This is a genomic window from Pedobacter westerhofensis, from assembly GCF_900182595.1.
GTDB lineage: Bacteria > Bacteroidota > Bacteroidia > Sphingobacteriales > Sphingobacteriaceae > Pedobacter > Pedobacter westerhofensis.
Genome location: NZ_FXTN01000004.1, coordinates 105692 through 130242 on the forward strand (window position 1 = coordinate 105692; position 24551 = coordinate 130242).

Annotated in this window: 20 protein-coding genes; 9 read left to right on the plus strand and 11 right to left on the minus strand. The window is 45.8% G+C overall.

Annotated features, from left to right (window positions below):
• Positions 1-43: 43 nt before the first annotated feature.
• Positions 44-760, minus strand: coding sequence for a LytR/AlgR family response regulator transcription factor (locus tag FN831_RS08495; protein WP_142527796.1), 717 nt, complete (start codon positions 758-760; stop codon positions 44-46).
• Positions 761-1798 (minus strand): sensor histidine kinase, encoded by a 1038-nt coding sequence (locus tag FN831_RS08500; RefSeq protein WP_142527797.1) that lies wholly within the window; start codon positions 1796-1798, stop codon positions 761-763. It lies immediately after the preceding gene.
• A 243-nt stretch (positions 1799-2041) separates the two neighbouring features.
• Between FN831_RS08500 and FN831_RS08505 the strand changes: the two genes are divergently transcribed.
• On the plus strand, positions 2042-4483 hold the full coding sequence (locus FN831_RS08505) for an outer membrane beta-barrel protein (protein WP_142527798.1): 2442 nt from the start codon (positions 2042-2044) through the stop codon (positions 4481-4483).
• Positions 4484-4508: 25 nt separating this feature from the next.
• On the opposite strand, the gene FN831_RS08510 is transcribed toward FN831_RS08505, so the two are convergent.
• Positions 4509-5909 carry a sigma-54-dependent transcriptional regulator gene (locus FN831_RS08510; RefSeq protein ID WP_142527799.1) on the minus strand — a complete coding sequence of 467 codons (1401 nt, stop codon included), beginning with the start codon at positions 5907-5909 and terminating at the stop codon, positions 4509-4511.
• A 278-nt stretch (positions 5910-6187) separates the two neighbouring features.
• On the opposite strand from FN831_RS08510, the gene FN831_RS08515 reads away from it, so the two are divergent.
• Positions 6188-7006, plus strand: coding sequence for a hypothetical protein (locus tag FN831_RS08515; protein WP_142527800.1), 819 nt, complete (start codon positions 6188-6190; stop codon positions 7004-7006).
• Here the strand turns inward: FN831_RS08515 and FN831_RS08520 are convergent, their stop codons facing one another.
• On the minus strand, positions 7007-8296 hold the full coding sequence (locus tag FN831_RS08520) for an MgtC/SapB family protein (RefSeq protein ID WP_142527801.1): 1290 nt from the start codon (positions 8294-8296) through the stop codon (positions 7007-7009). It abuts the gene before it with no gap.
• Between the two features lie 104 nt (positions 8297-8400).
• On the opposite strand from FN831_RS08520, the gene FN831_RS08525 reads away from it, so the two are divergent.
• Positions 8401-11688 (plus strand): hypothetical protein, encoded by a 3288-nt coding sequence (locus FN831_RS08525; protein ID WP_142527802.1) that lies wholly within the window; start codon positions 8401-8403, stop codon positions 11686-11688.
• Between the two features lie 23 nt (positions 11689-11711).
• Here FN831_RS08525 and FN831_RS08530 read toward each other — a convergent pair whose 3' ends face one another.
• Entirely contained in the window at positions 11712-12617 is a 906-nt protein-coding gene (locus FN831_RS08530; RefSeq protein WP_142527803.1) for an alpha/beta hydrolase, read from the minus strand.
• Positions 12618-12948: 331 nt separating this feature from the next.
• On the opposite strand from FN831_RS08530, the gene FN831_RS08535 reads away from it, so the two are divergent.
• The gene (locus FN831_RS08535; protein ID WP_142527804.1) at positions 12949-13530 is read left to right on the plus strand and encodes a Crp/Fnr family transcriptional regulator; all 582 of its coding nucleotides are present in this window, start codon (positions 12949-12951) and stop codon (positions 13528-13530) included.
• A gap of 24 nt (positions 13531-13554) precedes the next feature.
• Here the strand turns inward: FN831_RS08535 and FN831_RS08540 are convergent, their stop codons facing one another.
• Positions 13555-14634 (minus strand): universal stress protein, encoded by a 1080-nt coding sequence (locus FN831_RS08540; protein WP_142527805.1) that lies wholly within the window; start codon positions 14632-14634, stop codon positions 13555-13557.
• 175 nt (positions 14635-14809) lie between these two features.
• On the opposite strand from FN831_RS08540, the gene FN831_RS08545 reads away from it, so the two are divergent.
• The 5 genes from FN831_RS08545 to FN831_RS08565 all read left to right on the plus strand — a co-directional run bounded on the left by FN831_RS08545 (position 14810) and on the right by FN831_RS08565 (position 20055).
• Entirely contained in the window at positions 14810-15277 is a 468-nt protein-coding gene (locus FN831_RS08545) for a DUF4440 domain-containing protein (RefSeq protein WP_142527806.1), read from the plus strand.
• A 140-nt stretch (positions 15278-15417) separates the two neighbouring features.
• Positions 15418-16638 carry a BamA/TamA family outer membrane protein gene (locus FN831_RS08550; protein ID WP_142527807.1) on the plus strand — a complete coding sequence of 407 codons (1221 nt, stop codon included), beginning with the start codon at positions 15418-15420 and terminating at the stop codon, positions 16636-16638.
• Positions 16639-16772: 134 nt separating this feature from the next.
• A complete protein-coding gene (locus FN831_RS08555) occupies positions 16773-18158 on the plus strand; it encodes a 3-keto-disaccharide hydrolase (protein WP_142527808.1) in 1386 nt (461 codons plus the stop codon).
• Between the two features lie 188 nt (positions 18159-18346).
• Positions 18347-18622 (plus strand): hypothetical protein, encoded by a 276-nt coding sequence (locus FN831_RS08560; protein WP_142527809.1) that lies wholly within the window; start codon positions 18347-18349, stop codon positions 18620-18622.
• A gap of 116 nt (positions 18623-18738) precedes the next feature.
• Positions 18739-20055, plus strand: a complete 1317-nt coding sequence (locus FN831_RS08565) for a flavin monoamine oxidase family protein (RefSeq protein WP_142527810.1) — start codon at positions 18739-18741, stop codon at positions 20053-20055.
• A gap of 5 nt (positions 20056-20060) precedes the next feature.
• Here the strand turns inward: FN831_RS08565 and FN831_RS08570 are convergent, their stop codons facing one another.
• The 5 genes from FN831_RS08570 to FN831_RS08590 form a co-directional block, all read right to left on the minus strand.
• Positions 20061-21776, minus strand: coding sequence for a GMC oxidoreductase (locus tag FN831_RS08570; RefSeq protein WP_142527811.1), 1716 nt, complete (start codon positions 21774-21776; stop codon positions 20061-20063).
• An 11-nt stretch (positions 21777-21787) separates the two neighbouring features.
• Complete coding sequence (locus tag FN831_RS08575; protein WP_142527812.1) at positions 21788-22312, minus strand: gluconate 2-dehydrogenase subunit 3 family protein; 525 nt, start codon at positions 22310-22312, stop codon at positions 21788-21790.
• A gap of 84 nt (positions 22313-22396) precedes the next feature.
• Positions 22397-22675, minus strand: a complete 279-nt coding sequence (locus FN831_RS08580) for a hypothetical protein (protein ID WP_142527813.1) — start codon at positions 22673-22675, stop codon at positions 22397-22399.
• 14 nt (positions 22676-22689) lie between these two features.
• On the minus strand, positions 22690-23844 hold the full coding sequence (locus FN831_RS08585; RefSeq protein WP_142527814.1) for a M4 family metallopeptidase: 1155 nt from the start codon (positions 23842-23844) through the stop codon (positions 22690-22692).
• A gap of 253 nt (positions 23845-24097) precedes the next feature.
• Positions 24098-24439 (minus strand): helix-turn-helix domain-containing protein, encoded by a 342-nt coding sequence (locus FN831_RS08590; RefSeq protein WP_185960427.1) that lies wholly within the window; start codon positions 24437-24439, stop codon positions 24098-24100.
• Positions 24440-24551: the final 112 nt, after the last annotated feature.

The window sequence follows — 24551 nt, forward strand, 5'->3', positions numbered from 1 at the left end:
CTATCCCCAAAAACGGGGGAATAAGAAAAGTTGAGGTATACTGTTACTTACTGAAACCCAGATCAGTCATCAGGCTATCCCTGTAATTGCTGCCAATTGGGATTTCTGTGCCGTTGATAAACACGCGGTTTCCTTCGATATGGCTGATTCGGGATTTGTTAATGATGAAAGAACGGTGTGCCCTTAGGAACATATTTTTTGGCAGCATTTCCTCAAAAGCGGTAAATGGCATTTTGGGCGATAAGGTTTGGCTGCCTGTAATGATTTTCGTGTAATTGCCCTGGGCTTCGGCATATAGCAGATCCGCATATTTAATTTTAAAAATTTTGCCTTCAGTTCTGATGAAAACAAAATCTTCAGTGATCCGGTCAGGATTAGCTGCAGTTTTTTCCGGCAGCGGGCTGATCTTTTCTATGGCTTTGTCTACCGCAATAATAAACCTGTCGAACGAGAAAGGTTTCAGTAAATAATCGCAGGCTGCCAGATCAAACGCATGATGGGCATGTTCCTTATAGGCAGTGGTAAAGATAACCTGCGGAGGGTTTTTCAGCGTTTTTACAAAGGAGATCCCATCCATGACGGGCATATTGATATCCAGAAAAAGAATGTCTATTTTCTGCTGCTGCAACACCTGTTTGGCCTCAAGTGCATTTCCACATGATGCTGCTACCTGCAATTGCTCCAGGTGGCCGCAATAGGTTTGGATAATGTCCCGGGCAATGGGTTCATCATCAACGATCAGGCAACTGTATTTATCCATTTATTTTGTTTTTAGCTGCAGTTCTACCTCATACTGCAGGGTTTCCGTTTGTATATTGATCAGGTGGGCCCCAGGGTACAGTAACTGCAGGCGCTTGTTTACGTTATTTAACCCTAAACCACTGTTCCTGTTAAATTGTGTTTTTTCCTGTTCCTCTTTCCCATAGCTGTTTTTTACCGAGAAAAGGATTGAATTTCCCCAGGTACGCAGCTTAATGTCAATATAGATATGCTCGTCGGTGGTGTTTTTGGAATGTTTAAAGGCATTTTCGATAAAAACAATCAGCAGCATCGGGGCAATCCTGATACGGGCATCCGTGATGTCTTCTATATCGGTACTGAGCACCAGCCTTTCGCCAATGCGGATCTTTTCAAATTCAATGTAATTATGGATGTAGCTGAGCTCATCCCTGAGGGGCACATATGTTTCTGTAGCATCATATACCGAATATCGCAATAACTCCGACAATTTTAACAGCAGGTCCGGGATTTTCTGGTGATCAGTGATTGAAATCCCGTACATATTGTTGAGGGTGTTGAAGAGGAAGTGCGGGCTGAGCTGAGACTGCAGCAGGTGCAGCTCGCTTTTGCTGTGCGTGGCGATAGTCTGTGCTTCCCGGAGCTGGTTTTCTGTTACCGCATGAATAACCTTGATCAGGATTCCGGTGAGAATGCTTACAACCGCGAAGGGGATCCAGAATAGCATCAGGTTGATGCCTGTGCGGCCCTGCAGGGGGAAGTCGGCATGAAAGAACAGCCAGGCAACGCAGAGCACGATGATCGTGGCCAGTGCGGTAACCTCTATTTTGGGGAGCGACCGCAGGCCTGCCGACCAGAACTGTGAGACGTATCTTCCTGCAAAAACGCCCATCATAAAACATACGGTAGAGGCAAAGGATACTGATTCGTCTTCCTGCACCCCGATCGACTCTACATAGGAATGGATTGTCAGATATACGGGGATCGATACCAGGAATGCCAGGAAGAGATACAGGTTGTTTCCGAAGAAACCCAGTGGGTATTTTGTTTTGTTGGTCATTGTATTTGCTGTTACGGTTAATTGAATTACCGGTACAAATCTGGGCAGGCTTTGTTGAAATTAATCTATGTTATTGACGAACAGTCCAAAATCAGTGACAGAACCATATTTAAGGGTTTCCATGCTTTTGATCACCATCAAATGGCAGTCTGTCCTCTGTTAGCCAAGTTACGACATATTTTTTCCCCGGGCTATTGCTGATCATCAATATTTGTATCATCATTTACCAGCAATCTAAAAAAAATGAAAAGATTATTGATGTTCTGCTTCGTCCTGTTCCTTTCTGTCAAAGCTGTCGCCCAGGTTGGCCAGCACAGCATTTCGTCCGTCATTAAAACCAGGGGCAATGATCCGGTGGCGGATGCAAATGTACGGCTGCTGGCCGCGAAAGATTTATCCCTTGTAAGCACTGCAACCACTGACGGCAGCGGCAGGTTTATTTTCAGCGGAATCGCCAAGGGGGATTATATACTTGCCATTTCTGCCCTTGGCCATCAGCCCTATCAGGCCCCGGTGCTGCTGGATGGCAAAACGGCCGCAACTGTGCTGCCGGCGTTTGTTCTTGTGCCCGACCGGAAGAACAACCTCGCCGAAGTAGTGATTGCGGGGAAAAAGCCACTGATACAGATGGAAATGGACAAAACGGTGGTGAACGTGGAAGCAATGATCAGCAGTGCGGGCAGTAACACGCTGGAGGTGCTCGAAAAAACTCCCGGGGTAACGGTAGGCGCCAATGGCGAAATCGGCTTAAACGGCAGGGGCGGGGTACTGGTACTGATTGACGGGCGGTCCAAATACATGTCGGCACCGGACCTGGCTTCTTATCTGAAATCTATTCCGGGATCTCTGCTGGATCAGATCGAATTAATTGATAACCCTTCTGCACGCTATGATGCAGCGGGCAATGCGATCATCAACATCCGCTTAAAGAAAAACCGCGCAGGCGGCTTCAGCGGAAGTGCTTCTACGGGCTTTACGCAAGGGAAATACCTGAGAAGCAATAACAGCCTCAACCTTAACTATAATTATAAAAAGATCAATGTGTTTGCAAATGCCGGATATACCTATGATAAAGGATACACGGATGATGAGTATGACCGCCTGTTTTTTTCTCCGGGCAACAGTAACCCTGTTTCATCAATATCCCTGCTGAACAGTCAGCGCAGCAGGAGCAATGGCCTGAACACCAGCTTTGGGGCAGACTATACTGCCAGTGCCAGCACTACCTACAGCGTTCAGCTCAACATAAACCATACGCGCAGACATGAAAATCTGGATTATCGCAGCGGAAACCACAGCGCTGATGTTTTGGATAGTTCTGGCAGGGGCGATAACCGGAGCAGCTACGATAAAACAAATTTGAGTACGGGCATGAGTATGGTACATAAGTTTGATAAAAAAGGCAGGGAGTTGTCGGCCGATATAAATTATCTGAATTATGAAGGGGACAACAACCAATCCCTTCAAAATTTTACTTATCGGCCGGATGGTGTGCAGAGCGGCGCAAGGCAGTTTTTTTATCATTTGCCATCCGGTTCAAACATCTACACGGCAAAGGCTGATTATGTACATCCGATTCAGGGCAAAGCTAAAGTTGAGGCCGGCTTTAAATCCAGCTGGGTAAACAACAATAATGTATCTGATTATTACAATGTGATCAATGATGAGCAGCTGATTGATAACGGGCAATCCAATCATTTCAAATACCGGGAGAATATCAACGCTGTCTATCTTAACACCCAAAAGAGCTGGAAGTACTGGGGTGTTCAGCTGGGCCTGCGGGTAGAAAATACCAGTGCCAAAGGCGAGCAGATGGGTAATGATGTGGTTGCAGGCAGCAGCTTTGATAAGAACTATACAAAGTTTTTCCCGGCGGTTTTCTTTAATTACAAGCTCGATACACTGGGCAATAATTCCTTCAGCCTGGGGATCACCAGAAGGATCAGCAGGCCAAACTACCAGCTGCTGAATGAGTTTCTGATCCAGCGGGACCAGTACTCCTACGGCACGGGGAATGCAATGCTTAATCCCCAGTACCAGAACAGGTATGAGATTAAATTTCAGCATAAACAGCTGTTACGTATGGCTTTAAGTTACAACCGCTTTAGCAACCTGATCTTTGTGACTACCAGGGTGCAGAATGACGTTTTCATCACACGCCCGGAAAACATTGGTACCGGATATATGCTGCTGCTCAATACCGGGCTGTCTTTGTCGCCCGCAAAATTCTGGGCACTGAATACGGATGTACTGCTTTCGAGAATGGGGCTTCATGGAGAGTCCAATGGCGTTTTGTTTGATCCTGCAACCTATGTAGCGAGGATCAATGTTTTAAACCAGTTTAAGTTTGGGGCCGGTTGGAGCGCCGAACTAGGCGGTTATTATGCAAGCAGGGACCTTAACGGGCAAACGTTTACCGGGGGGATGTACCGCCTGAATACAGGTGTTCAAAAGAAAATCCTGAAAGGACAGGGTAGCCTGAGGTTTGGGGCTGATGATATTTTTCACACCTGGGTATACCATAACCATTCCATCGGCTTGCAGGATGCTGATTATGCACAGACCAGCAGTTCCGATACCCAGCGATTCGGTTTTGCGTTTACGTACCGGTTTGGGAAAGAGATTTTCTCCAGGAAGAACAAACACCAGAACAATTCTCTTGATGAAGAAGCCGGGAGAATGTAATGCAGCAGGGGAACTCTGCCCTGTTTCAGCTGCTGTGCCTGTCCCGCTGCAGGATTGATTTTCTTTCAATACCCAGCTTCTTCATCCTGGAGCTGAGGGTGGAAGAGTTGATCTCCAGTATTTCTGCCGCACCGCCCTGTCCGTATATTTTCCAGTCACAGCGCTCCAGCACCGCCAAAATATGGTCACGTTCATTTTCCGTGATGGTCTTCATATTTCCGTTATCCTGAAGAACGGGTGTTTTTTGTGTAGATGCAGATAAATACAGGGAGCTGATCTGCGTTCCGCGGGCCAGCAATACGCTTCTTGCCATCAGGTTTTCCAGCTCCCTGACATTTCCGGGCCAGTGGTAATTCATCATGTCCTGTATCACCCGGTCTGTCAGCCCTCTAATTACCTTGCCCTCCTTATTTGCATAAACCTGTACAAAATGGTTGGCGAGCAGGGGGATATCTTCTTTTCGCTCACGTAATGGCGGGAGTGTAACGGGGAACACGTTGAGCCTGTAATAAAGGTCCATCCTGAATCTGCCGGACGCGATTTCTTCTTCGAGATTGCGGTTGGTGGCCGCGATAATGCGGACGTCTATTTTTTTCTTTCTGCCGCCGATAGGCTCTATCTCCTTTTCCTGCAGCACCCTCAGAAACTTTTGCTGGAGGTCTGGCGGGAGCTCGCCCACTTCATCGAGAAAGATCGTACCCTGGTCTGCCTGTTCAAACTTTCCTGTTCTTTTTTCTGTAGCGCCTGTAAATGCGCCTTTTTCATGTCCAAACAGTTCTGATTCGATGAGGCTTGCCGGCAGTGCAGCGCAGTTAACCACGATAAGGGGCTTAGTTTTACGGGGAGACATCTGGTGGATACACTGTGCAACCAGCTCTTTTCCTGTACCGGTTTCGCCCAAAATAAGGGCGGAGGTATCTGAGGGTGCAATGATCTTTACGTTTTCCAGTAAGTTGCGGATAGGTTTGCTGTTTCCCACAATGCCTTTAAACTCCTGTCCCGTTAGTATAGCCGGGGATCTTGACTGTACGATCTTCATATAATCAGACTCCTGTTTCTGCAGGTGCAGGTACCAGGCAACATCCAGCATTACCATTACATCTTTTTCGCGGAAGGGTTTTACGAGGAAGCCATAGGGCCTGGTGGATTTGGCGGCATTCAGGATTTGTTTATCAGAATGATCAGACAGGAACACAAAAGCGATATTCCTGTCGTTCAATATCATGGCCAGGTCTATTGCATCTAACCTGCCTTTCAGTTGAATATCCAGCAATACGAGGTCGGGCTGTTCATCCGCGATAATCTCCAGGGCCCCTGAACCTGTGCCTGCGATGGGGCACAAGGTATAACCCGACTGCTTTAGAATTGTCCTCAACTGATCAGCCTCATTGAACTGGTCTTCTACAATAAGTATTTTTGCTTTCACCTTAAAATCTCCTCTTCTAATGTTACAGCCAGGCGGCTGTTCTACGTAGGAAGCAGGCTCTGCCCAGATTTACTGATAATGAATTGTTGCTATTATCAGATGATAGTATAGATTATCATAAATATCTACTTTTTAATAAACGTTTTATAATTTATTTTGTGATAGTTATTTAATTACAGTTATAAGTGATAGCGTATGTTAGGATACTGTAATGATTGGGAAAAAGTATTTTATGCTCCTGATTAATTTCTTAGTTTTAAACCATATCCTACACGACTATGAAATTACGTTTATTGACGCTTTTATTTGCTGTCGCTTTATATAGCTGTACACAGAAAGAACAGGGGAAAATATATTCTCCCAGAAGCTTAACGGAAAAAGAAAATTTTAACCAGTTTCAAAAAGGAACTGAACAGCCACTTACCATTTATAAGTATGCTGAGCAGGAAGGCAAAGCTCAGGGGGGCGAACACGATAGATTTGGCGTAAAGTTTAGGGATACCACCGTGCGTATCCAGCTTGATCCGCAGGATAAAGATGCCGTGGCTGACCATTTTGCACTGGCCGAATTTCTGAATACGCAGAAAACATCATTGCTGGTGCAGATAGCTGATCATTCAGGTTTAACGGCTCCTTTTTATTTGATTTCTGTGAAAGATGGCAAGCTGGAGGTAGTCAGTATTTATCGCCCCTCTAGTGGCGGGGACGATCAGCGCTTTACCAGGGGGCTCAGCAGGGTTGGCCGTTCCGGATACCTGATCAACAATGATTTCTTTATCACCACGGTTGATGCAAAAGTATATGCGATCAAAAGACAAAATCCAGATGAAAGGATACAGGGCCTGTACTTTATAAATTCAACTGATAAGAAGACGCTCGTATTTCTGCTTTCTTCATCCCTTTACCAGGTGAATTATCCTACGGGGGAGGTTTATACACAGCCCCTGCCTGCCGGGATGCCCAAAGCTGCGGCACAGGTATTCCCCTGGGTGCAGAATAATTTCAGCTGGCAGACAGACAGCAGGGGAATATCCTTCCTGAAAAAAAATAAAGACGACAACAGGATTATCGACATCAAAGATTTTAAAAAGTCCTGATTATCTTTTTAGCAGCATTTCTGAGATCAGGAACACCCTGTCTAGCACCACTACGGCAATCCCCACGGTAACTACGAGCAGGAGTTCTATGGTGAGTTTTTTGAGTACGGCTTTATCTTTAATTGTTTTCCAGACGATCGGCAGGCTTACTACAGCACTTGCCAGTGAAGAGATAATTGCTACGCTGCCGGCTAATGATGCGCTGATCTTGCCGTGCATGGCCATTGTGGCTGCCGCGGCCGTGGTACTGGCACTGCTTACCAGTCCCCCGATAATTCCTGTAGCAAGAATACCGCTGCTGCCAAAGAATTTGGTAAGAATAGTACCGCTTACCTGTATCAGGATGAAAAGCACACCAAACCAGAGCACTTTTTTTAATGAAATCGGAGAGTCCAGCTCCAGCGGCGCAGAGGGCACCGAGATCTTGCTTTGCAATACTTTGTCACGCAGGATAAACAGCGCGGCCACAAGAGACATCGCCAGCAGTGGCATCAGTGTTGCCGTGATCGATAAAGGGACAAAAAGTGTAGCGATAAGCAGGTTCCTTGCAAACATGGATATGGTTGTGAGCAAACAGAGCGTTGTCATTTTAGAAGTGAGCCCTGTAGCCTGTACGCGTGTACTCATTTCGGCCACCGTGGCACTGCTGTTTACCAGTCCCCCGAATATCGCTCCGAGATAAAGTCCGCTGGTGCTGAAAATACGCAGAAATACATAGTTTACAAAGCCTATACCTGCAATGGCAATGATACTCACCCAGGCATCACTGGGGTTAAAAAGCGACCAGGGATCGATATATACATTCGGAAGAATGGGGTAGATCACGAAGCCGATCAGTCCGAGCAGGATGGCGCTCCGGATCTCTGAAGGCAGCAGCCCCCCGGCAAAACGGTTCAGTTCTGTTTTCCAGGCCAGCAGCATAGTCATCACGATAGATCCTGCTACGGGGGTGAAAATATGGCCCAGTCCTACCAGTACGCCCAGGAGGTAATTCACAATCAATGCTGCAGAGGTAGTGATTTCCAAAGATTCATCAGCCATCAGGCTGCGCGTATTAAGTGCTATCACAAGAATAAACACGCCGATCATTGAAGTGATTACAAAATCCTGCCCGATAAGGGACGAAAGCATTCCCAGTAAGGCAACGATAGAGAATGTACGGATTCCGGCTTCTTTATGAGACCATTTGCGTTCCATGCCCACCAGCATGCCTATGCCTACGGAGACTGCCATCTTTAATGCTACCGGTGCAGCCGGATAATGTAAAAATTCATTGTTTATGTTAACCATTGTTGTTGGGAATATAATCAAAAAAAAATAATTATTTGGGCTATTACGATACTTATTTGTCCGTTTTACTGTTAATACATTGATCCCGTTTAAGTTATATCAAGATGACAAGATTGAAAGCATTTCTGAGCTGTATACTGTCTGCTGCCGCATTTGGCCTGCAGGCGCAAAGCGCCAGGCCTCCTATAGCAGTGAATTTTAATTTAAAAGAGGCGGGATATGTAACACTTGTAATTGAGGACGGGAATGGGCAGCGTGTGAGGAACTTAGTTTCGGACACATTTTTTAAAGGGGGCAATAATACCGTATGGTGGGATGGGCTTAACGATCTTGGCCGTGACCTGGATGCGGCACATCACGGTGTTTATGCAGTTCCTCCGGCACTGGTAGCTCCGGGTAAATACACTGTCCGCGGGCTGCTGCACCAGCAAGTTAAAACAGCTTATCAACTTTCTGTGTATGCAAACGGAAATCCGCCATGGGATACTAAAGACCATACGGGTGCCTGGCTTGCAAATCATACACCGCCCCAGGCGGCGGCTTTTGTGCCGGCAGAATTATCGCCAGGCAAACAGCCGGCAGTTTTTCTGGGCGCTTATATTACCGAGGGACCTGATGGTCTGATCTGGGTGGATCTTGACGGCAAGAAAATGGGCGGCAAGACCTGGGTAGGCGGAGTATGGACGGCCGCGCCCTATATGGCCAGGGATGGGGGCAAGGTTGCCCTGCCGGGTATTTCTGTGTATGTGGCCTCGGTATGGGAAACATCCGGCAATTCCGGCCAGGGAACTGTCCGCATCAGTGCCTTGCCAAAAAATGCCGATAAGCCTGTTTTTTTGTACCCAACCGGCCCGCTTATTCATGAAGCGGGCGCGATTATGTCTGAAATCGGGGGTTTTGCGGTTTATAACGGTATAGGTGTGGTAAGCCTGACCAAAAAGAACCAGCTGGTATTTACAGACCTCAAAAACGGTAAAGCATTGGGTACGCTGATAGTAGAAAACCCGCATGCGGCGTTGTTCGATAAAAAGGGAAGCCTTTTGTTACTGTCGGGGAATAAATTACTGCGTTATGAGCGGGCCGCTGATCCTGCTCATCCGGAGCCGGCATCTGTCCTGATCTCTTCGCAGCTTGAGGCACCGGTAGGTATTACACAGGATGCAGCAGGAAGATTATATATCAGCAACGGAGGCACAAGTCACCAGGTAAAAGTATTTACTGCTGAGGGAAAATTTCTCTATGCAATTGGTAAGCCAGGTGCTCCCGCAGCCGGAATGTATGATCCTTTACATATGAATAATCCTGCAGGGATGGCAATCGATTCGCGCAGCCAGCTGTGGGTAACTGAAAATGATTACCTGCCCAAGCGCGTGAGCGTATGGACGCTGGACGGTAAATTTATACGTGCTTTTTACGGGCCTGCAAAATATGGCGGAGGGGGAACGATAGACCCGCAGGATAAAACCAGGTTTTACTACGCGGAGCAGGACCTGGGTTCGATGGAGTTTAAGATCGACTGGAAAAGTGGTAAATCTGAGTTGCACAGCATCTTGTACAGGAAAACTCCTGGCAAAATGAGCCTCCCTGCCCGTATAGCGGCCCCTGAAACAGCGATATATTATAAAGGAAAAAGATATTTTACGAACTGTTATAATTCCAATCCAACGGGCGCGCCCGCCACCGCCTTTCTATTTGTAGAACGGAATGGAAAATTACAGCCTGCAGCAGCGATGGGGAGCGCTGAAAGCTGGGGCCTGTTGAAAGAATCAAGGTTTATTCCTTCCTGGCCTACGGGGGTAGACCTGAATTCAAAAGGGCAGAACTCACAGGCATTTTTTATATGGAACGATCTCAATGAAGATGCAGCGGTACAGCCGGAAGAACTTAGTTTTCAGAAAGGCGCAGCCAGCGGCGTTACTGTGATGGATGATCTTTCCTTTTGTATCACCCGGCTTAAAGGAGCAGCAGTACAGTTTTCGCCGGTTAGTTTTACTGCAGCTGGTGTCCCGGTTTACAGCATTACTCAGGGAAAGGTGCTGGCAGAAGGCGTGCAGCCTCCCGGATCTTCGGGTGGCGACCAGGTGCTGGCCGCAGGCGGGGGCTGGACTGTGGTAACGCAGGGAATTTTGCCTTTTGAAAGGTATTCGCTGAGTGGTGCCAAAAATGGGAAGCCTGTATGGAGTTATCCGAATTTATGGCCGGGGCTGCATGCCGGTCATGAAGCTCCACTGCCGCTATTTACCGGTGAATTGATTGCCCCAACGAGATTACTGGGCGGGCTTTTGCACATTAAGGGTGTTGAGGGGGCGCTATGGGCGCTCAACAGCAATCACGGAATGATCTATATTTTCACTGCAGATGGTTTATTTGTCACCACTTTATTTGAACCCATGCGTACAGGCAGGCGCTGGGATATGCCTGTAGCGCAGAGGGGCATGAGTTTAAAAGGACTTACCCTGGGCGAGGAGAATTTCTGGCCGGGCATGACTGTTACGGCTGCAGGGGAGGTTTATCTTGTTGACGGGGCAGGAAGCAGTATCGTTAGTGTAGAGGGACTGCAAACCCTGCGCAGGCTGCCCCCGGTAAGTATTGTCGTCACTACAGATGACCTGAAGAAAAGCGCTGCTTTCCAGGGCAGGGCAGAAATGGCCCGTCAGAAAAGTATGATCAGGCCGGTACTTAAAGTTGCAGTCTCAAACACGCCGATAGCAGTAGATGGCAACCTGGAAGACTGGAAAAACACCGACTGGGCAGAAATTGATAAAAGAGGAGTGAAAGCAAACTTCAATTCGAACGCAAAACCTTATCATGTAAGTGCTGCGATTGCTGTGTCAAACGGTAAACTGTACGCGGCCTGGCGTACCGGTGATGCTGCCTTGCTGAGGAACTCATTTGAAATGCCGCTGGCTCCTTTTAAAACAGGAGGGGCGTTGGACCTGATGATCGGTACTTCGGCCTCCGGAGCAGATCAGAAACGGACAGCACCTGTAGCCGGGGATTTGCGTTTACTGGTAACGCTGAGCAGGGGCAAGGCTCATGCGCTACTGTATCGTGCTGTAGTTGCAGGCGTAAAGGGAGCAGACAAGGTGCCCTTTTCTTCGCCCTGGCGTACGGTTACGTTCGACCGGGTAGATGATGTGTCTGATCAGCTGGAGTTTGCTGCCGGCAAAGACGGAGCTTTTGAGCTTGCATTACCGCTGAGCACACTGAATATGATGCCTGTTCCCGGCACTTTGATCAGGGGAGATATCGGTATCATCCGTGGGGATGGCAGCAGGACCATCTCACGGGTGTACTGGAACAATAAAGCGACGTCCATCATTTCTGATGTGCCCTCAGAAGCAGAGCTTAGTCCGGGACTTTGGGGAACCTGGCAGTTTGAAACGAGATAATATCATTTGATATCAATAGTAAATCAGCGGAGGCTGCTGATCCATTTCAGTATGAAATCAGCATCTTCTTTCCAGCTTGGCAAGCCTAAAACAAAGTGGTTCCTGCCGGGAAACTTCTTGTAATCTACTACGGAGCCATTTCGCTTGTATCTTTTGTAATTGCGAAGATTAAGGTTTGCCGGAGTGATATGATCATTATCCCCTGCTGTAAGCAGCAGGGGCACGTGCATCTTTTCAAAATCTATCCTTGCTGCGCCCGACAAAATTCCCCTTGCCACTTTTTTGGATTCTGGAATAGTATTCTTCTCGTAGGTGCTTTCCTGTTCATCCCGGGCCATCCCGTTGACGAAAGCGTACTGCCAGTCTTTAAACGACATTAAATAGGTTTTGTTGAGGGAGCTGAATAAGCCCAGTGATTTCCAGGCGGCTTTTAGGGATGAGGGCTGGTAAGGGAAAACGCCGAGGGGCGGAACGGAATGTATAGCAATGCCTGCGGCAACAAGATCACGGTTTACCATAATCTGGGTGATCAGTCCTCCGAGTGAATGGCCGATCAGTATTGGTTTTTCCGGTAAGGCTTTGATGATTGCGCCATAGTGCTCGATCAATCCTGACAAAGTAAGCCCTGCAAGTTCAGAGTCCTGCTGATGCCTTTTTCTAAGCACTTCGGCAGGTTCATCCTTAAACGGCCATGCAGGCGCTAAGGTAGTATAACCTTTGCTTTTGAAATATGCGATCCATTCATTCCAGCTGTTATGACTCACAAATGCTCCTGTGATAAATACGATGGTGTGGGTGTCGGCGATTTTAGTGTAATGCCGTTTGAGTTTTAATTTTAGTTTGGAAGCAAAGAGGTCATTGTGTGAGTGGTGGAGATCCGGGAGGGCCGGTTTAATATTCTTTAATGAAGTGCCGGCTTTTTTATTCATTATTAAAAAATATCAATCTATATGTATAATTAAATAATTATGCATCAGCAATTTATAAATTATTAAGGAAAATAACAATAGTATTTTGTGGGTTTTAAATGTCTTTTCGAAGCTTAAAACCATTTTGGGGCCAGAGGTTTCTACTAAAAGCACATATTTACAGGCTTGGTTTTTGTACATGGATTTTTTATTGTAAAAATCTTGTTTCTATTTGGTTACCGGGTATTTTAACACCCATGTTGGGTATTTAATTCCCTTGATAATCGTTATCATGGATTATTTTAATTATACTTGTAATTATACTTTTATATTTATATTAAATTAGTTCAAGATGGATCACGGCCTCTTACTTCGAAATATTGCCAGATATATTAAACTTGATAAGGAAGAGGAAGAATACCTGATCCCTCTGCTGATGTCTAAAAAAGTGAAGGCAAAAGAAGTATTGCTGGAGGCTGGTGATGTGAATCAGAAGGTGATTTTTGTAACCGGCGGCTGCCTGAGAAGTTATGCGCTGGATAACAACGGATTTGAACATATCCTTCAGTTTGCGCCTCCGGGATGGTGGATTATTGACATGCTGAGCTTTATTACGCAGGAGCCTTCGCGCTTGAACATTGATGCTATAGAAGACAGTGAGATCATTTATCTTTTGAAGTCTGATTTCGATACGATCTATCTGGAGGTACCAAAGTTTGAACGTTTCGGCAGGATACTGACGATGAACGGTATGGCTACTTTTCAGCACAGGCAGATTGATAACGTGAGTTTGAGCCCTTCAGAACGTTACGTGAAGTTTTGTAAGCTATACCCTTCCCTGATTCGTGATCTTCCGCTGAAGCAAATTGCATCGTACATTGGGGTGTCCCCGGAGTTTCTCAGCAAAATGCTGTCAACGGCCATTTTCAAGTAATCCTGTCAGGCATATGCGCTCTCTTTAAGTATCTTCCTTGAAAACCAGCAGAGGCTTATGCGTGCGGTAGGCCAGGTTCCTGGTAAGGCTGCGGTGAAATATACGTTCAAAAAAGCCATATTCTTTAGGGATAGTAATCAGCAGGTCCATTTCGTTCTCGTCGGCAAAATCAAGGATTCCTTCTTCTACATTTTCATGATCGGTGTAATAATATTTAACGTCCTTTTCATTCCAGATCTGATGCAGTTCTTTCAGTTCATCTTTAGCACGGGCATTGGGCGGCACTTCAACCTTATTGACGTATAAAATTGAAAGCCTGGCCTTTAATTTTTTGATCAGCGTATTGATAGGATATACAGGAATGGTCTTTGTCACATTTTTGAGATCGCATGCAAAAACCACATTCTGGATTTTTTTGTATGTGGCCTGATGGGGGACCACCAAAAGTGAGGTGTGTGTTTCTTTGGCAACAGCAATGGTATTGCTGCCTGCCAGAACTTTTTCTATAGCGCTTTTTCCTGCCATTCCCATGACAATCAGGCCGATATGCTGTTGTTCTGTAATCATATTTACGGCGGGCACCAGCGCTCTTCCGTCAGACAGGATTACTATCTCCGTATTTTCGTAAACCAGGGCTTGCAGTTCTTCTTTTAATGCTGCTATCTTATCACGGCTTTCTTTTTCAGAATGAACGATTTCCGGGGAGACTGGCGCCAGGGTACCGGTCACCACAGGGAGAGCATCGTAGGAATGGTAGATGACCAGCGCAGCACTTTGCAGCTGATGGGTCAATCCTGCCGCATATTTTGCTGCATTGAAAGCTGCATCAGAAAAGTCTGATAACAGCAGGATCTTTCCTGCGCCGTGCAGACTGGTCAGGTGTTCATCTATGGCCTGCTCCAGTTCTGTGAACTGTTTTTCAGAAAGCATACGCTGCCCCTGATTTTCCACCGTCCAGGTACCTTGTGCCGAGCGTTTCAATATGATCGGGTCGGGTTCACCGGTAATCATTTCAACTTTAAATCTTTGAAGATGCCCGGAGGCTGTTACAATGGCGTCAAGATCCAGGCTGCCCGCTTTGAATTTTACTGAAAATGTTTTCATTGTCTAATTTTTTTAGGCCAAATTAATTTCTCCTGTAATTATTCTGTCCGGTAAATTGATAACAAGCGTAACATTAATTGGTTTGGTTTTCAGTTAGATGGCATGATGTTTTTTGTATATTGCATTTGCCCGCACAGCAGGTACTTGATTTTGGATTCATTTAAAGCATCAGTTGATGAGAAGATTTCTTTTTGTATTACTCTTATTTGCTGCCGGCCAGCATGCCCGCGCACAAAATGCAGCCGCACAGCAGGAAATACAGGCACCGGTGCTCAGGTTTTTTGATGCTATGGCCGCTGGCGCTGAGAAGGCCGTTGCTGCAGAGGCAGCCCCGGGATTTTCTTTGCTTGAGAATGGTAAGGTCTGGAACCTGGATTCGCTGGTAAATTCTGTCAGCAAATACAAGGGCATGGGAATTACCAGGATTAACCGGCTTGATTTTATCAATACCGAACAAAGCGGAAACCTGGCCTGGGTATCCTATTATAACACTGCTGATCTGACCTATAAGGGACGGCAGATTATCATGAAATGGCTGGAGAGTGCGCTGCTGATCAGGGAGAAGCGGCAATGGAAGATCAAACTTTTGCATTCTACGGAATTAAAACCTGCAGCAGCGGCAGCGAAGAAGAACCGGGAATAATTGATACGATAGTCACCAGCTTATCTTTTTTTAGCTTTAGCTGGTAAAAAGTGCTTTTCCCGCAAACTTTATAATCCATATAACGTTTAGGTGTAAGTATTCTCTTTATGAACAAAGAAAGACGCTCTAAACTTATATATATGACAAAGTATCTATTTATCCTTTTGTGTTTGTTTCCATTTTTCTTATCGGCACAGAACACGCCAACAATGATGCCCCAGAATAATGTCGTAAAGGACACCACCAGACAAACAGATCTGATAGATATTTATAAAGGCCTCTTTCATGTAAACCCAAAAAAAATCAGGACTGAAAAGGGTAAAAGAGTATATTTTTCTGTGCTGCCGGTTGGCGGATCAGCTCCGGGAGGAAGCGGGAATGCTTTGGTAACGAGTACCACAGCAGCAATGTACCTGGGCGACCGCCGGACCACAAATATCTCCAGTGCTACATTTGCACCTTACTGGAACTTTAAAAGCCGTTTCGGACTGCCTTTGCGGTCGAGCATCTGGCTTCCTGATAACACCTGGGTAATACAGGGAGATATACGTTTTCTCCGTTATCCACAATACACCTGGGGACTGGGAAGCAACCGTAACAATGACGACAACATACTGGTGAACTATAATTATATCCGCTTTTATCAAAAAGCGCTTAAGCGCATCAAACCTTATCTTTTTGCTGGTATTGGTTATCACCTGGATTACCGTTCAAGTATCGGGAGCGATAGCCAGGAAACGACCCTGCAGGAGTTTACAAAATATAATTACGGCGTAAGCGGCAATTCAGTATCCTCTGGTATCAGCCTGAACCTGTTGTACGATACCAGAAATAACTCCATCAACCCGCTTCCCGGTGCTTATGCCAACCTTGAATTTCGCGAGAACCCCGGCTTTCTTGGCAGCGATAACACCTGGTCGTCTGTTTTTCTGGATGTAAGAAAATATTTTTCCATGAATCCCGCAAAGCCCAATCAGCAGAACCAGCTGGCTTTCTGGTCGTATTTCTGGAGCTCTCTGAGCAATAAAACACCCTATCTGGATTTGCCAAGTGTTGGCTGGGACCCCTATAACCGTTCCGGAAGAGGTATCGATCAAAATCGCTACCGCGGAAAATCCCTGTTCTATTTTGAAACAGAATACAGGAGGGACATCACTGAAAACGGATTGCTGGGCTTTGTAGTTTTCGCCAATACGAATACGGTCAGTGGCTCTGGTTCCTTCTTCACATCCTGGCATCCTGCAGCTGGTACAGGTTTAAGGGTGAAATTCAATAAAGGATCCAATACAAATATTGGTATTGATTATGGCGTAAGCAAAGGCTACAGCAGGGTGATCTTCAGCTTAGGCGAAGCCTTTTAAATCATGTTTGCAGATATTTTTCCCTGCTTGCGATCCCATACGATTTTGCAACATTCCTGAAACCTCTTGTTTGAGGTCAATAAATTTTATACATTGTAGAATATACCAAATATATCCTTTAATCAAAAATTTTTATGACCAACGGGAATTCTTTAAAACTGGCGATAACAGCATTTGCACTCCTACTTACTTTACCACCTGTCCTTCGCGCTCAAACTCCTGAAACTGTTAATTTATTTGATGGTAAAACATTAAAAGGCTGGAAGAAAACTGCCGGCAGCGCTACCTATGAAGTAAAAGATGGTGTAATCGTTGGTACCACTGTAGAGGGCACGGGTAATTCCTTTTTGGCTACGGAGAAAGAATACCGGGATTTTGTTCTTGAAGTGGATGTGATGCTGGAAAGCCCTAAAGGAAATTCCGGTGTGCAGATAAGGAGCCATGTAGATCCCGCAGGCAACAATGGAAAAGGAAAAGTATATGGAAAGCAGGCAGAAGTTGATCCCACAGACAGGAAATGGAGTGGCGGGATCTATGATGAAGCACGCCGCGAATGGCTGTATCCGCTCACGCTGAACCCTGCGGCAGGCAATGCCTATAAAGCGAATAGTTATAATCACTTAAAGATAGAATGCCTCGGGAACGAAATGAAAACCTGGATTAATGGCGTTCCGGCGGCTGATGTGATTGATACCCTGGATCAGAGTGGTTTTATCGCTTTGCAGGTGCATGGAATTACAGAAGCATCTGAAGCAGGTAAAAAGGTTTATTTTAAAAATATCCGCATACAGACCACTGGTATCAAACCAACGCCCTTTCCTTCGGGATTATACGTAGTGAATTACCAGCCCAATACGCTGAGCAGTTATGAGAAAAAAGAGGGTTGGAAATTGCTGTTTGACGGTAAAAGCAGCGCCGGATGGGTAGCTGCAAATAAAAGTACTTTTCCTTCCCATGGCTGGGCTATTGCGAATGGGGTATTGAGTGTATTGCCTGCTGAAGGCAAAGAATCTACCAATGGCGGTGATATTGTGAGCACAGAGCAGTTTTCTGCATTTGATCTGTCCTTTGAATTCCAGCTTACACCCGGGGCGAACAGCGGGGTGAAATATTTTGTCACGCTGAAAGAACAAACTGCCGGATCGGCCATAGGACTGGAATACCAGGTGCTGGATGATGAACTGCATCCGGATGCAAAGCTTGGACGTGACGGAAACCGGACACTGGCATCTTTGTACGATCTGATCCGGGCTGATAAACCCAAACGTTTTGTGCGCCCGATCGGACAGTGGAATACAGGACGTGTGGTGGTTTACCCTGATAATAGAGTTGAGCATTACCTCAATGGTGTAAAGGTACTGAGCTATCAGCGCGCATCGCCGGCTTTCCGCGAGTTGGTAGCGGTTAGTAAATATAAGGACTGGAAGGACTTTGGTGAAGCGAAACAGGGTCATATTCTGATACAGGACCATGGCAATAAAGTAAATTTCAGAAGCATTAAAATCAAAAAACTTCAATAAGCGGGGGCGCCGGGGTCATGTGGTTGCCCTGTCCTGATCATATACTTTGAGTAATCTGATCTTTTGTCGTATTATTTCGTAATCTTTGTATAGCAGTATACAGGTATCAGTCACGAAATACTTATAGATTTCAGCCGGGAGATAGTTTTTGTACTATCAGACAACGACGTAATGATATAATAAACGACATGTCACATTTTACTCTCAAATTATGCGAAACTCCGCATGCGATCACCATTGATATTTTGGATGAAGCGAACTCAATCCAGTTAAACACCCTGAACAATGCAATGCTGAACCTGACCTGGATCTGGGATGGCAGGGCGGATGTAAAGGAAGAAAAGGAAAATTTAATCAACGAGATATACCTCGATCTTTTGTTTGTTGAACAAACATTTGGCGATGAAATGGCGGGCAATATTCTGCAGCTGTTGTACAGCAAGATAGATACAGTATACAGTTAATTGTGCGCATTTGTATGTAATTGTGGTCTTCTGCAAGAACAATTCTGACATTCCGGATGTTCAGTTTCCTGAAATTTAATTAGTTCAGGAAGCAATTTATCTGGAATTCACAGCATATGTCAGGACAGCAAGGTTTAGCGAATCGTAAAAGGGATACAATGATCATTATTGGTGGGGGGATCGCAGGATTGATTGCTGCCCGGGAATTGTCCGGCGTATACCAGGTGATTGTGCTTGAAGCGATGAACCGTTTCGGCGGCCGTATCCACACTATCAATGAACACGGCTTTCCTGGTCCTATCGAAGCAGGTGCCGAATTTCTTCATGGCAAAGCCGAATCTACCCTTAAACTGCTTAAGGAAGCGGGAATTGGTATAGTCAGCGTGGAAGGGGAACTTTGCCAGACAGATGACCGGACACAGGATGATGCCGGCAATCCCGGGAATACCGCAGAAGGCAGGGAAGAGGAAAGCGATAAACAGTGGGAAGAATTACTGACACAAATGTCCGTGCTTGAACAGGATACCACATTACTGGAATTTCTGAACAAGCACTTTGGTAACGAAAAATATAATAGTCTGCAGCAGCGTGCGATCAGTTATGCAGCTGGGTTTGATCTTGCTGATGCCGGCAAGGTCAGTGTCAAATCATTATATGCAGAGTGGAGCCAGCATAATGAAGACAGGGTGGTTGCAGGCGGATATGGCCAGCTGATCGATTTCCTTGTGGCTGACTGTGAAAAACGGGGTTGTGAGTTGATTAAAAATGCTTTTGTTACCGGTGTGGGCTGGGGCGCCGGATTTGTTGAGGTGCTGGGGCAGGGGGAAATGAGGTACCGCGCAGAAAAGTGCATTCTCACCGTGTCAGCCGGGGTGTTGCAAAATGGCGATATCAAATTTAATCCACCTATAGCGCGTTACCATGAGGCGGCAACAAAAATTGGCTTTGGCAATGTGGTTAAAATCCTTTTGTCATTTGATCAGCAGCTCTGGAAGGATGGCGTTAGTTTTTTTCTTAGCGACGAGGAAGTTCCTACCTGGTGGCCGCAACCGGGAAATACTGCTGCCGTTCTTACCGGCTGGGCCGGGGGAGAGCGGGCGCTGGCACTCACTGCGTTAAGCGATGAGGAACTGGTAGAGAAAGCCCTGAAATCCCTGTCAGCAATATTCAACCTTGATCTGATGTTGATCCGGAAAAACCTGAACAGTTCAAAGATCTTCAACTGGTCGAAACAGAACACTGTACGTGGCGCTTATAGTTATGCAACGCCGCAAAGCCACGATGCCCTTAAAGTTTTAACTACACCATTACAGGACACCCTTTATTTTGCCGGCGAAGCCATTTATTCAGGTCCGGATCCCGGAACAGTGGAAGCCGCGATCAATAGTGCGCAGCGGCTTACATCGCAGCTGCGCTTGGTTCATGAGAAATAACCGGCTTATATTTCCCCGCGGTTCATTGCTTTAACTGCATAATCAACGGATCTTGCCGTGAAGGCCATATAAGTAAGTGATGGGTTTTGAGTTGATGTTGAGGTCATGCAGGCGCCGTCCGTAACAAAAACATTAGGACAGGTATGCAGTTGGTTCCATTCGTTCAGCACCGATGTTTTTGGATCACGGCCCATTCTTGCGCCGCCCATTTCGTGTATGTCCAGTCCGGGCGACTGGCTGGAAACATTTGGTGTAATATTTTTGAAGCCTGCTTCTGTAAACATTTCAGTCATCTGCCCGATGTAGTCCGCTTTCATCAGTGCATCATTTTCATCGTATGCTACAGAGATATTGAGCAGGGGAACGCCCCAGGCATCTTTTTCGCTGACACTTAAACTCACAAAATTGCTTTCTTTGGGAATGGTTTCTCCCATCATGTGCGAACCAATAATCCATGGACTTAGTTTGCCATGTAACAGGTTGTCTTTGAGTGAGCCCCCGATGCCAGACCTGTCTCTTTCCATGTATCTGCTGCCATAAATACCTGCCGCATAACCTCTTTTAAAGTTCATTTCCTGTTTAAGGAGATTTCTGAACCTGGGTATATATCCGCCTCCGGCGGGATTTCTGCCATCGGTAGCATACTGCTTCAATCCGTCATATTCTGCATTGATCCTGGCGCTGTAGTTATGAAAGGCCACATACTTGCCAAGTACCCCGCTGTCATTGCCCAGGCCCCGAGGAAATCTTTTGGATTTGGAATTGAGCAGGATTAAATTGGTGTTCAGGGCCCCGGCATTAATGAATACGATCCTGGCATAGTACTCGGTAACTTCTTTGGTGTTCGTGTCTGCCACCCTGACCCCGGTAACTTTACCTTTTGCATCGTCGTAAATCACCGATTCTACCACTGAAAATGGCCGCAACGTAAGGTTACCCGTTTTTGCTGCCCAAGGGAGGGTAGATGCATTGCTGCTAAAGTATCCGCCAAAGGGACAACCTCTCTGGCAGAGGATCCTGTTCTGGCATTTTGCCCGGCCCTGGTCCAGATGGATCTGGTTGGGCTTGGACAGGTGTGCACAACGGGCACTGATCACATGCCGCGCCGGGTATTTGTTTTTGATCACTCCTTTAAAATAATCTTCTGCGGCATTCAAAGGAAAGCCGGGCAGGAATTCTCCGTCAGGCAGTTCTGCCAGTCCGTCCCTGTGGCCTGCAATACCTGCAAATTTTTCTACGTAACTGTACCAGGGGGCAATATCCTTATACCGGATAGGCCAGTCTACCGCAAAATCATCGCGTGCCGGGCCCTCAAAGTCGAAATCGCTCCAGCGCTGTGTCTGCCGCGCCCAGAGTAGTGATTTTCCGCCAACCTGGTAACCTCTTATCCAATCAAAAGGCTTTTCCTGAATATAAGGGTGCTCCTTGTCTTTCACCATAAAGTGCATGGCATCTTCCTTAAAGGCATAACACCTGCTCACAATCGGATTTTCTTTTTTTATGGCCAGTGCAGGTTCTCCGAGGTGCTCAAATTCATAGGGAAATTTATTGGTGGTAGGGTAGTCTTTGATATGCTGCACATCCCTGCCACGTTCCAAGACTAGGGTTTTGAAGCCTTTTTCTGTAAATTCTTTAGCTGCCCATCCTCCGCTGATCCCGGAGCCTATTACAATTACGTCAAAGGTGTTTGCTTTGGCGGCATCTATGTTTAAATTCGACATTCTGATTTTAATTAAGCTGTTTTAACAGGGAAATAGCCATTATAGCGGCCTGGTACCAATTCATAGATGATAAGATTTGTCATCACATATTTGGAATTTAGGAACCCGTCTATGGTTTTTTCTTTCATGATTTTATAAAAGCCGGACTGCTCCGGCGACGTACTGTTTTCGAGCTTTGCCAGCATACTTTCGCGCTGATGCAGGGACAGTTTTCCAAACGACTTGCTGAACAGGTCCTGAGCCTGGTCCTGAAATGCCGTCAGGCCTTTCACAAATAATTCCTGATCTGCCTTTTCATAGCAATCGTCGACCATTTTGAGCGCAAAAAGATGGAGTTTCAGTTGTTTTGCACCGGGAGTATTTGTGCGGGGGATTATTGTTTCAGCAATATCTGCCATCAGGTTTTCCTGGTCCAGGCTAATGTCCATGTTTTTCAGCAGGATGGTTGATTTCCCCTGCTCCCGCAGGCAGGAGGGCAGCAGTGCCAATCCACCCGCCATAATAAGTACTTGCTTGATGACTAAACGTCTTTCCATTACAAAATTCGGTATGATCTAATGTAAGGTTATTTTTGATTTTACAACAGTAGTATTATGAGACAATTTAGATACAAGGGAAATCTAATAATGCAGCTTTGCTTTCAACTGTATAATAATTTCGGCTAATTCTGGTAGCTGGCCGATTTGATCATCACAGGGAATACGTGAACCTTTATACTCAATAAAGTATCGAAATGAATCCGGATCAGCGGATTGCGGGGCCAGTGCGGCCTTCGACTGAAATGCCGCAATTTGCCCGTCCAGGTATTCCTGCACCTGCTTTGGATAAGAGGACAGCTCTTCTTCCGCAGATTTCGATCGTCCTGCAAATCCCCCTGATTGAATCAGTTTAAGTTTCATTTTCCTAAAGCTAATTAAACACCCACATTATTCCAGGCATTGGTGATCGCTGTTGTTACCTGATCTGCCGCTCCAAAAAGATTGCCTGATTCTGTAATAGTAGCCTGTTTAAAATCTGCAAAAGAAGCATTGGTAGGAACCAGGTCGCGGTTGCACATGGCTTTGTACCAAACCCGGCCCACCTTTTCCCAGGCATAACCGCCAATGTCTGACGAGGCGAGATAAAATGCATGGCTTGGTATGCCTGAATTGAGGTGTACGCCGCCATTGTCATCGGGGTCATACTTGTATCCGCTCATATGATCCGGCTGCGGGTCTGTACCCAGGTCGGGATGGTTAACATATGCGCTGCCCGGTGCTTTTAAAGATCTTATCGCATATTCATTTCCTATCAGAATGTTTTCGCCAATCAGCCAGTTTGAAGTGTTTACATCCTGATTTAATGCTTTTTGTTTGATGAGTATGCCGAATATATCAGCCAGCGACTCATTTAAAGCGCCACTCTGATCTTTATATTCAAGATTACATTCGTATTGTACCACACCATGTGTCAATTCATGGCCTGTTACATCGATATCAGTAGTAAAAGAGGCAAATATCTTTCCGTCGCCATCGCCATAGATCATCTGTTTGCCGTCCCAGAAAGCATTGTCGTAATCCTTCAGATAATGGACGGTTTGGATCATCTTCATTCCCTTGTTATCAATTGAATTCCTGCCGAATATGGAATAATAAAAGTCCCATGTGGCTCCGGCAGAATCATATACGTTATTTGCATCAGCATCTTTACTGGCAGTACTGCCTTCTTTCCTGATCAGCTTGCCGGGCAGGGTTTGGCTGTTTTCAGCATAATAGACCAGTCTTGAGGGCTGGGGGATCACTTCGGGCTCTGCATTAAGGCTCTTTAAAACGGATTTGCTGATGCCTCCTGCCTCAAACTGATGCGCGGCAAGCAAGCTCTTTTCAGTAGGGTTGAGCTTACTGTATGCCTGTCTGCGGCCCCTGATTTCCTCGTCGAGGCTCAGGTCTCCCAAATGCAGTTTTAATTGTTTTCTTTTAATTTCGTTATCCGAAATGAGTTGCAGCCTCATATATGGCGGGATAATGCACTGAATTGAATGCCGGTGGTTGAGGTTGCATGGCTGCGCAAGAGTTATATTTTTCATCATAATGTGTATTTAGCCAAAATGTAGCAGTTTGATGTAGAATACCCGGGAGGTTTGTGATTTGTTTTTTTTGGCTCAGGATTAAATTCCCCCGATAGAGATGATATAGTCATGCCCCGGATGCAAAACAGGTAGCTCAGAAATGCATGGTTTACCATCTATAGGTGTGATGGATAAAATACAATCTAAGCCTTCAGGTTTCATCATCCTAAGATACTGGTTTATAGGTATTATTCCTATTTGTTGTTTTCTTTTTTTAATGTATGTCCCTCAGGAATTCTGACTGCTCATAAAAACTGATAACCTTCTGCTGGAGCCTTGTGATCTCCCGGTCATACTGGTCTATCCTTAACTTTAAATCATTGATCTCTGTCATATTATGATCCTTATTTTCCAGGCTGCCGACGTGAACAAAGATGCTTACATCTACCTCAAAAATACCGGCGATTTCATAAAGTTTAGAGATATTGACATCCGTAATATCTGCTTCGATATTGAGATAAGAGGTAACTGTAATACCCAGAGCTTTTGCTACGTCCTGTGCTTTCCATGCTTTTTGCAGACGAGTCTTTTTGATTCTGTCCCCGATTGTTGTCATGATTGTATATTTGGTTATTAAAAATGACATCATTTTATATAGTATGTTTAGATAATAAAACCTAAACCCCGATGATGTATTTATAAAATTAATAAATTAATCAATGATGACG

Bases quoted from the DNA above. Each gene is read 5' to 3' on its own strand.
- FN831_RS08565 (WP_142527810.1), top strand. From the start codon at position 18,739: ATGTCAGGACAGCAAGGTTTAGCGAATCGTAAAAGGGATACAATGATC.
- FN831_RS08495 (WP_142527796.1), bottom strand. From the start codon at position 760: ATGGATAAATACAGTTGCCTGATCGTTGATGATGAACCCATTGCCCGG.
- FN831_RS08590 (WP_185960427.1), bottom strand. From the start codon at position 24,439: ATGACAACAATCGGGGACAGAATCAAAAAGACTCGTCTGCAAAAAGCA.
- FN831_RS08560 (WP_142527809.1), top strand. From the start codon at position 18,347: ATGTCACATTTTACTCTCAAATTATGCGAAACTCCGCATGCGATCACC.
- FN831_RS08520 (WP_142527801.1), bottom strand. From the start codon at position 8,296: ATGGTTAACATAAACAATGAATTTTTACATTATCCGGCTGCACCGGTA.
- FN831_RS08570 (WP_142527811.1), bottom strand. From the start codon at position 21,776: ATGTCGAATTTAAACATAGATGCCGCCAAAGCAAACACCTTTGACGTA.
- FN831_RS08555 (WP_142527808.1), top strand. From the start codon at position 16,773: ATGACCAACGGGAATTCTTTAAAACTGGCGATAACAGCATTTGCACTC.
- FN831_RS08540 (WP_142527805.1), bottom strand. From the start codon at position 14,634: ATGAAAACATTTTCAGTAAAATTCAAAGCGGGCAGCCTGGATCTTGAC.
- FN831_RS08500 (WP_142527797.1), bottom strand. From the start codon at position 1,798: ATGACCAACAAAACAAAATACCCACTGGGTTTCTTCGGAAACAACCTG.
- FN831_RS08530 (WP_142527803.1), bottom strand. From the start codon at position 12,617: ATGAATAAAAAAGCCGGCACTTCATTAAAGAATATTAAACCGGCCCTC.
- FN831_RS08515 (WP_142527800.1), top strand. From the start codon at position 6,188: ATGAAATTACGTTTATTGACGCTTTTATTTGCTGTCGCTTTATATAGC.
- FN831_RS08535 (WP_142527804.1), top strand. From the start codon at position 12,949: ATGGATCACGGCCTCTTACTTCGAAATATTGCCAGATATATTAAACTT.
- FN831_RS08505 (WP_142527798.1), top strand. From the start codon at position 2,042: ATGAAAAGATTATTGATGTTCTGCTTCGTCCTGTTCCTTTCTGTCAAA.
- FN831_RS08550 (WP_142527807.1), top strand. From the start codon at position 15,418: ATGACAAAGTATCTATTTATCCTTTTGTGTTTGTTTCCATTTTTCTTA.
- FN831_RS08525 (WP_142527802.1), top strand. From the start codon at position 8,401: ATGACAAGATTGAAAGCATTTCTGAGCTGTATACTGTCTGCTGCCGCA.
- FN831_RS08575 (WP_142527812.1), bottom strand. From the start codon at position 22,312: ATGGAAAGACGTTTAGTCATCAAGCAAGTACTTATTATGGCGGGTGGA.
- FN831_RS08545 (WP_142527806.1), top strand. From the start codon at position 14,810: ATGAGAAGATTTCTTTTTGTATTACTCTTATTTGCTGCCGGCCAGCAT.
- FN831_RS08580 (WP_142527813.1), bottom strand. From the start codon at position 22,675: ATGAAACTTAAACTGATTCAATCAGGGGGATTTGCAGGACGATCGAAA.
- FN831_RS08585 (WP_142527814.1), bottom strand. From the start codon at position 23,844: ATGATGAAAAATATAACTCTTGCGCAGCCATGCAACCTCAACCACCGG.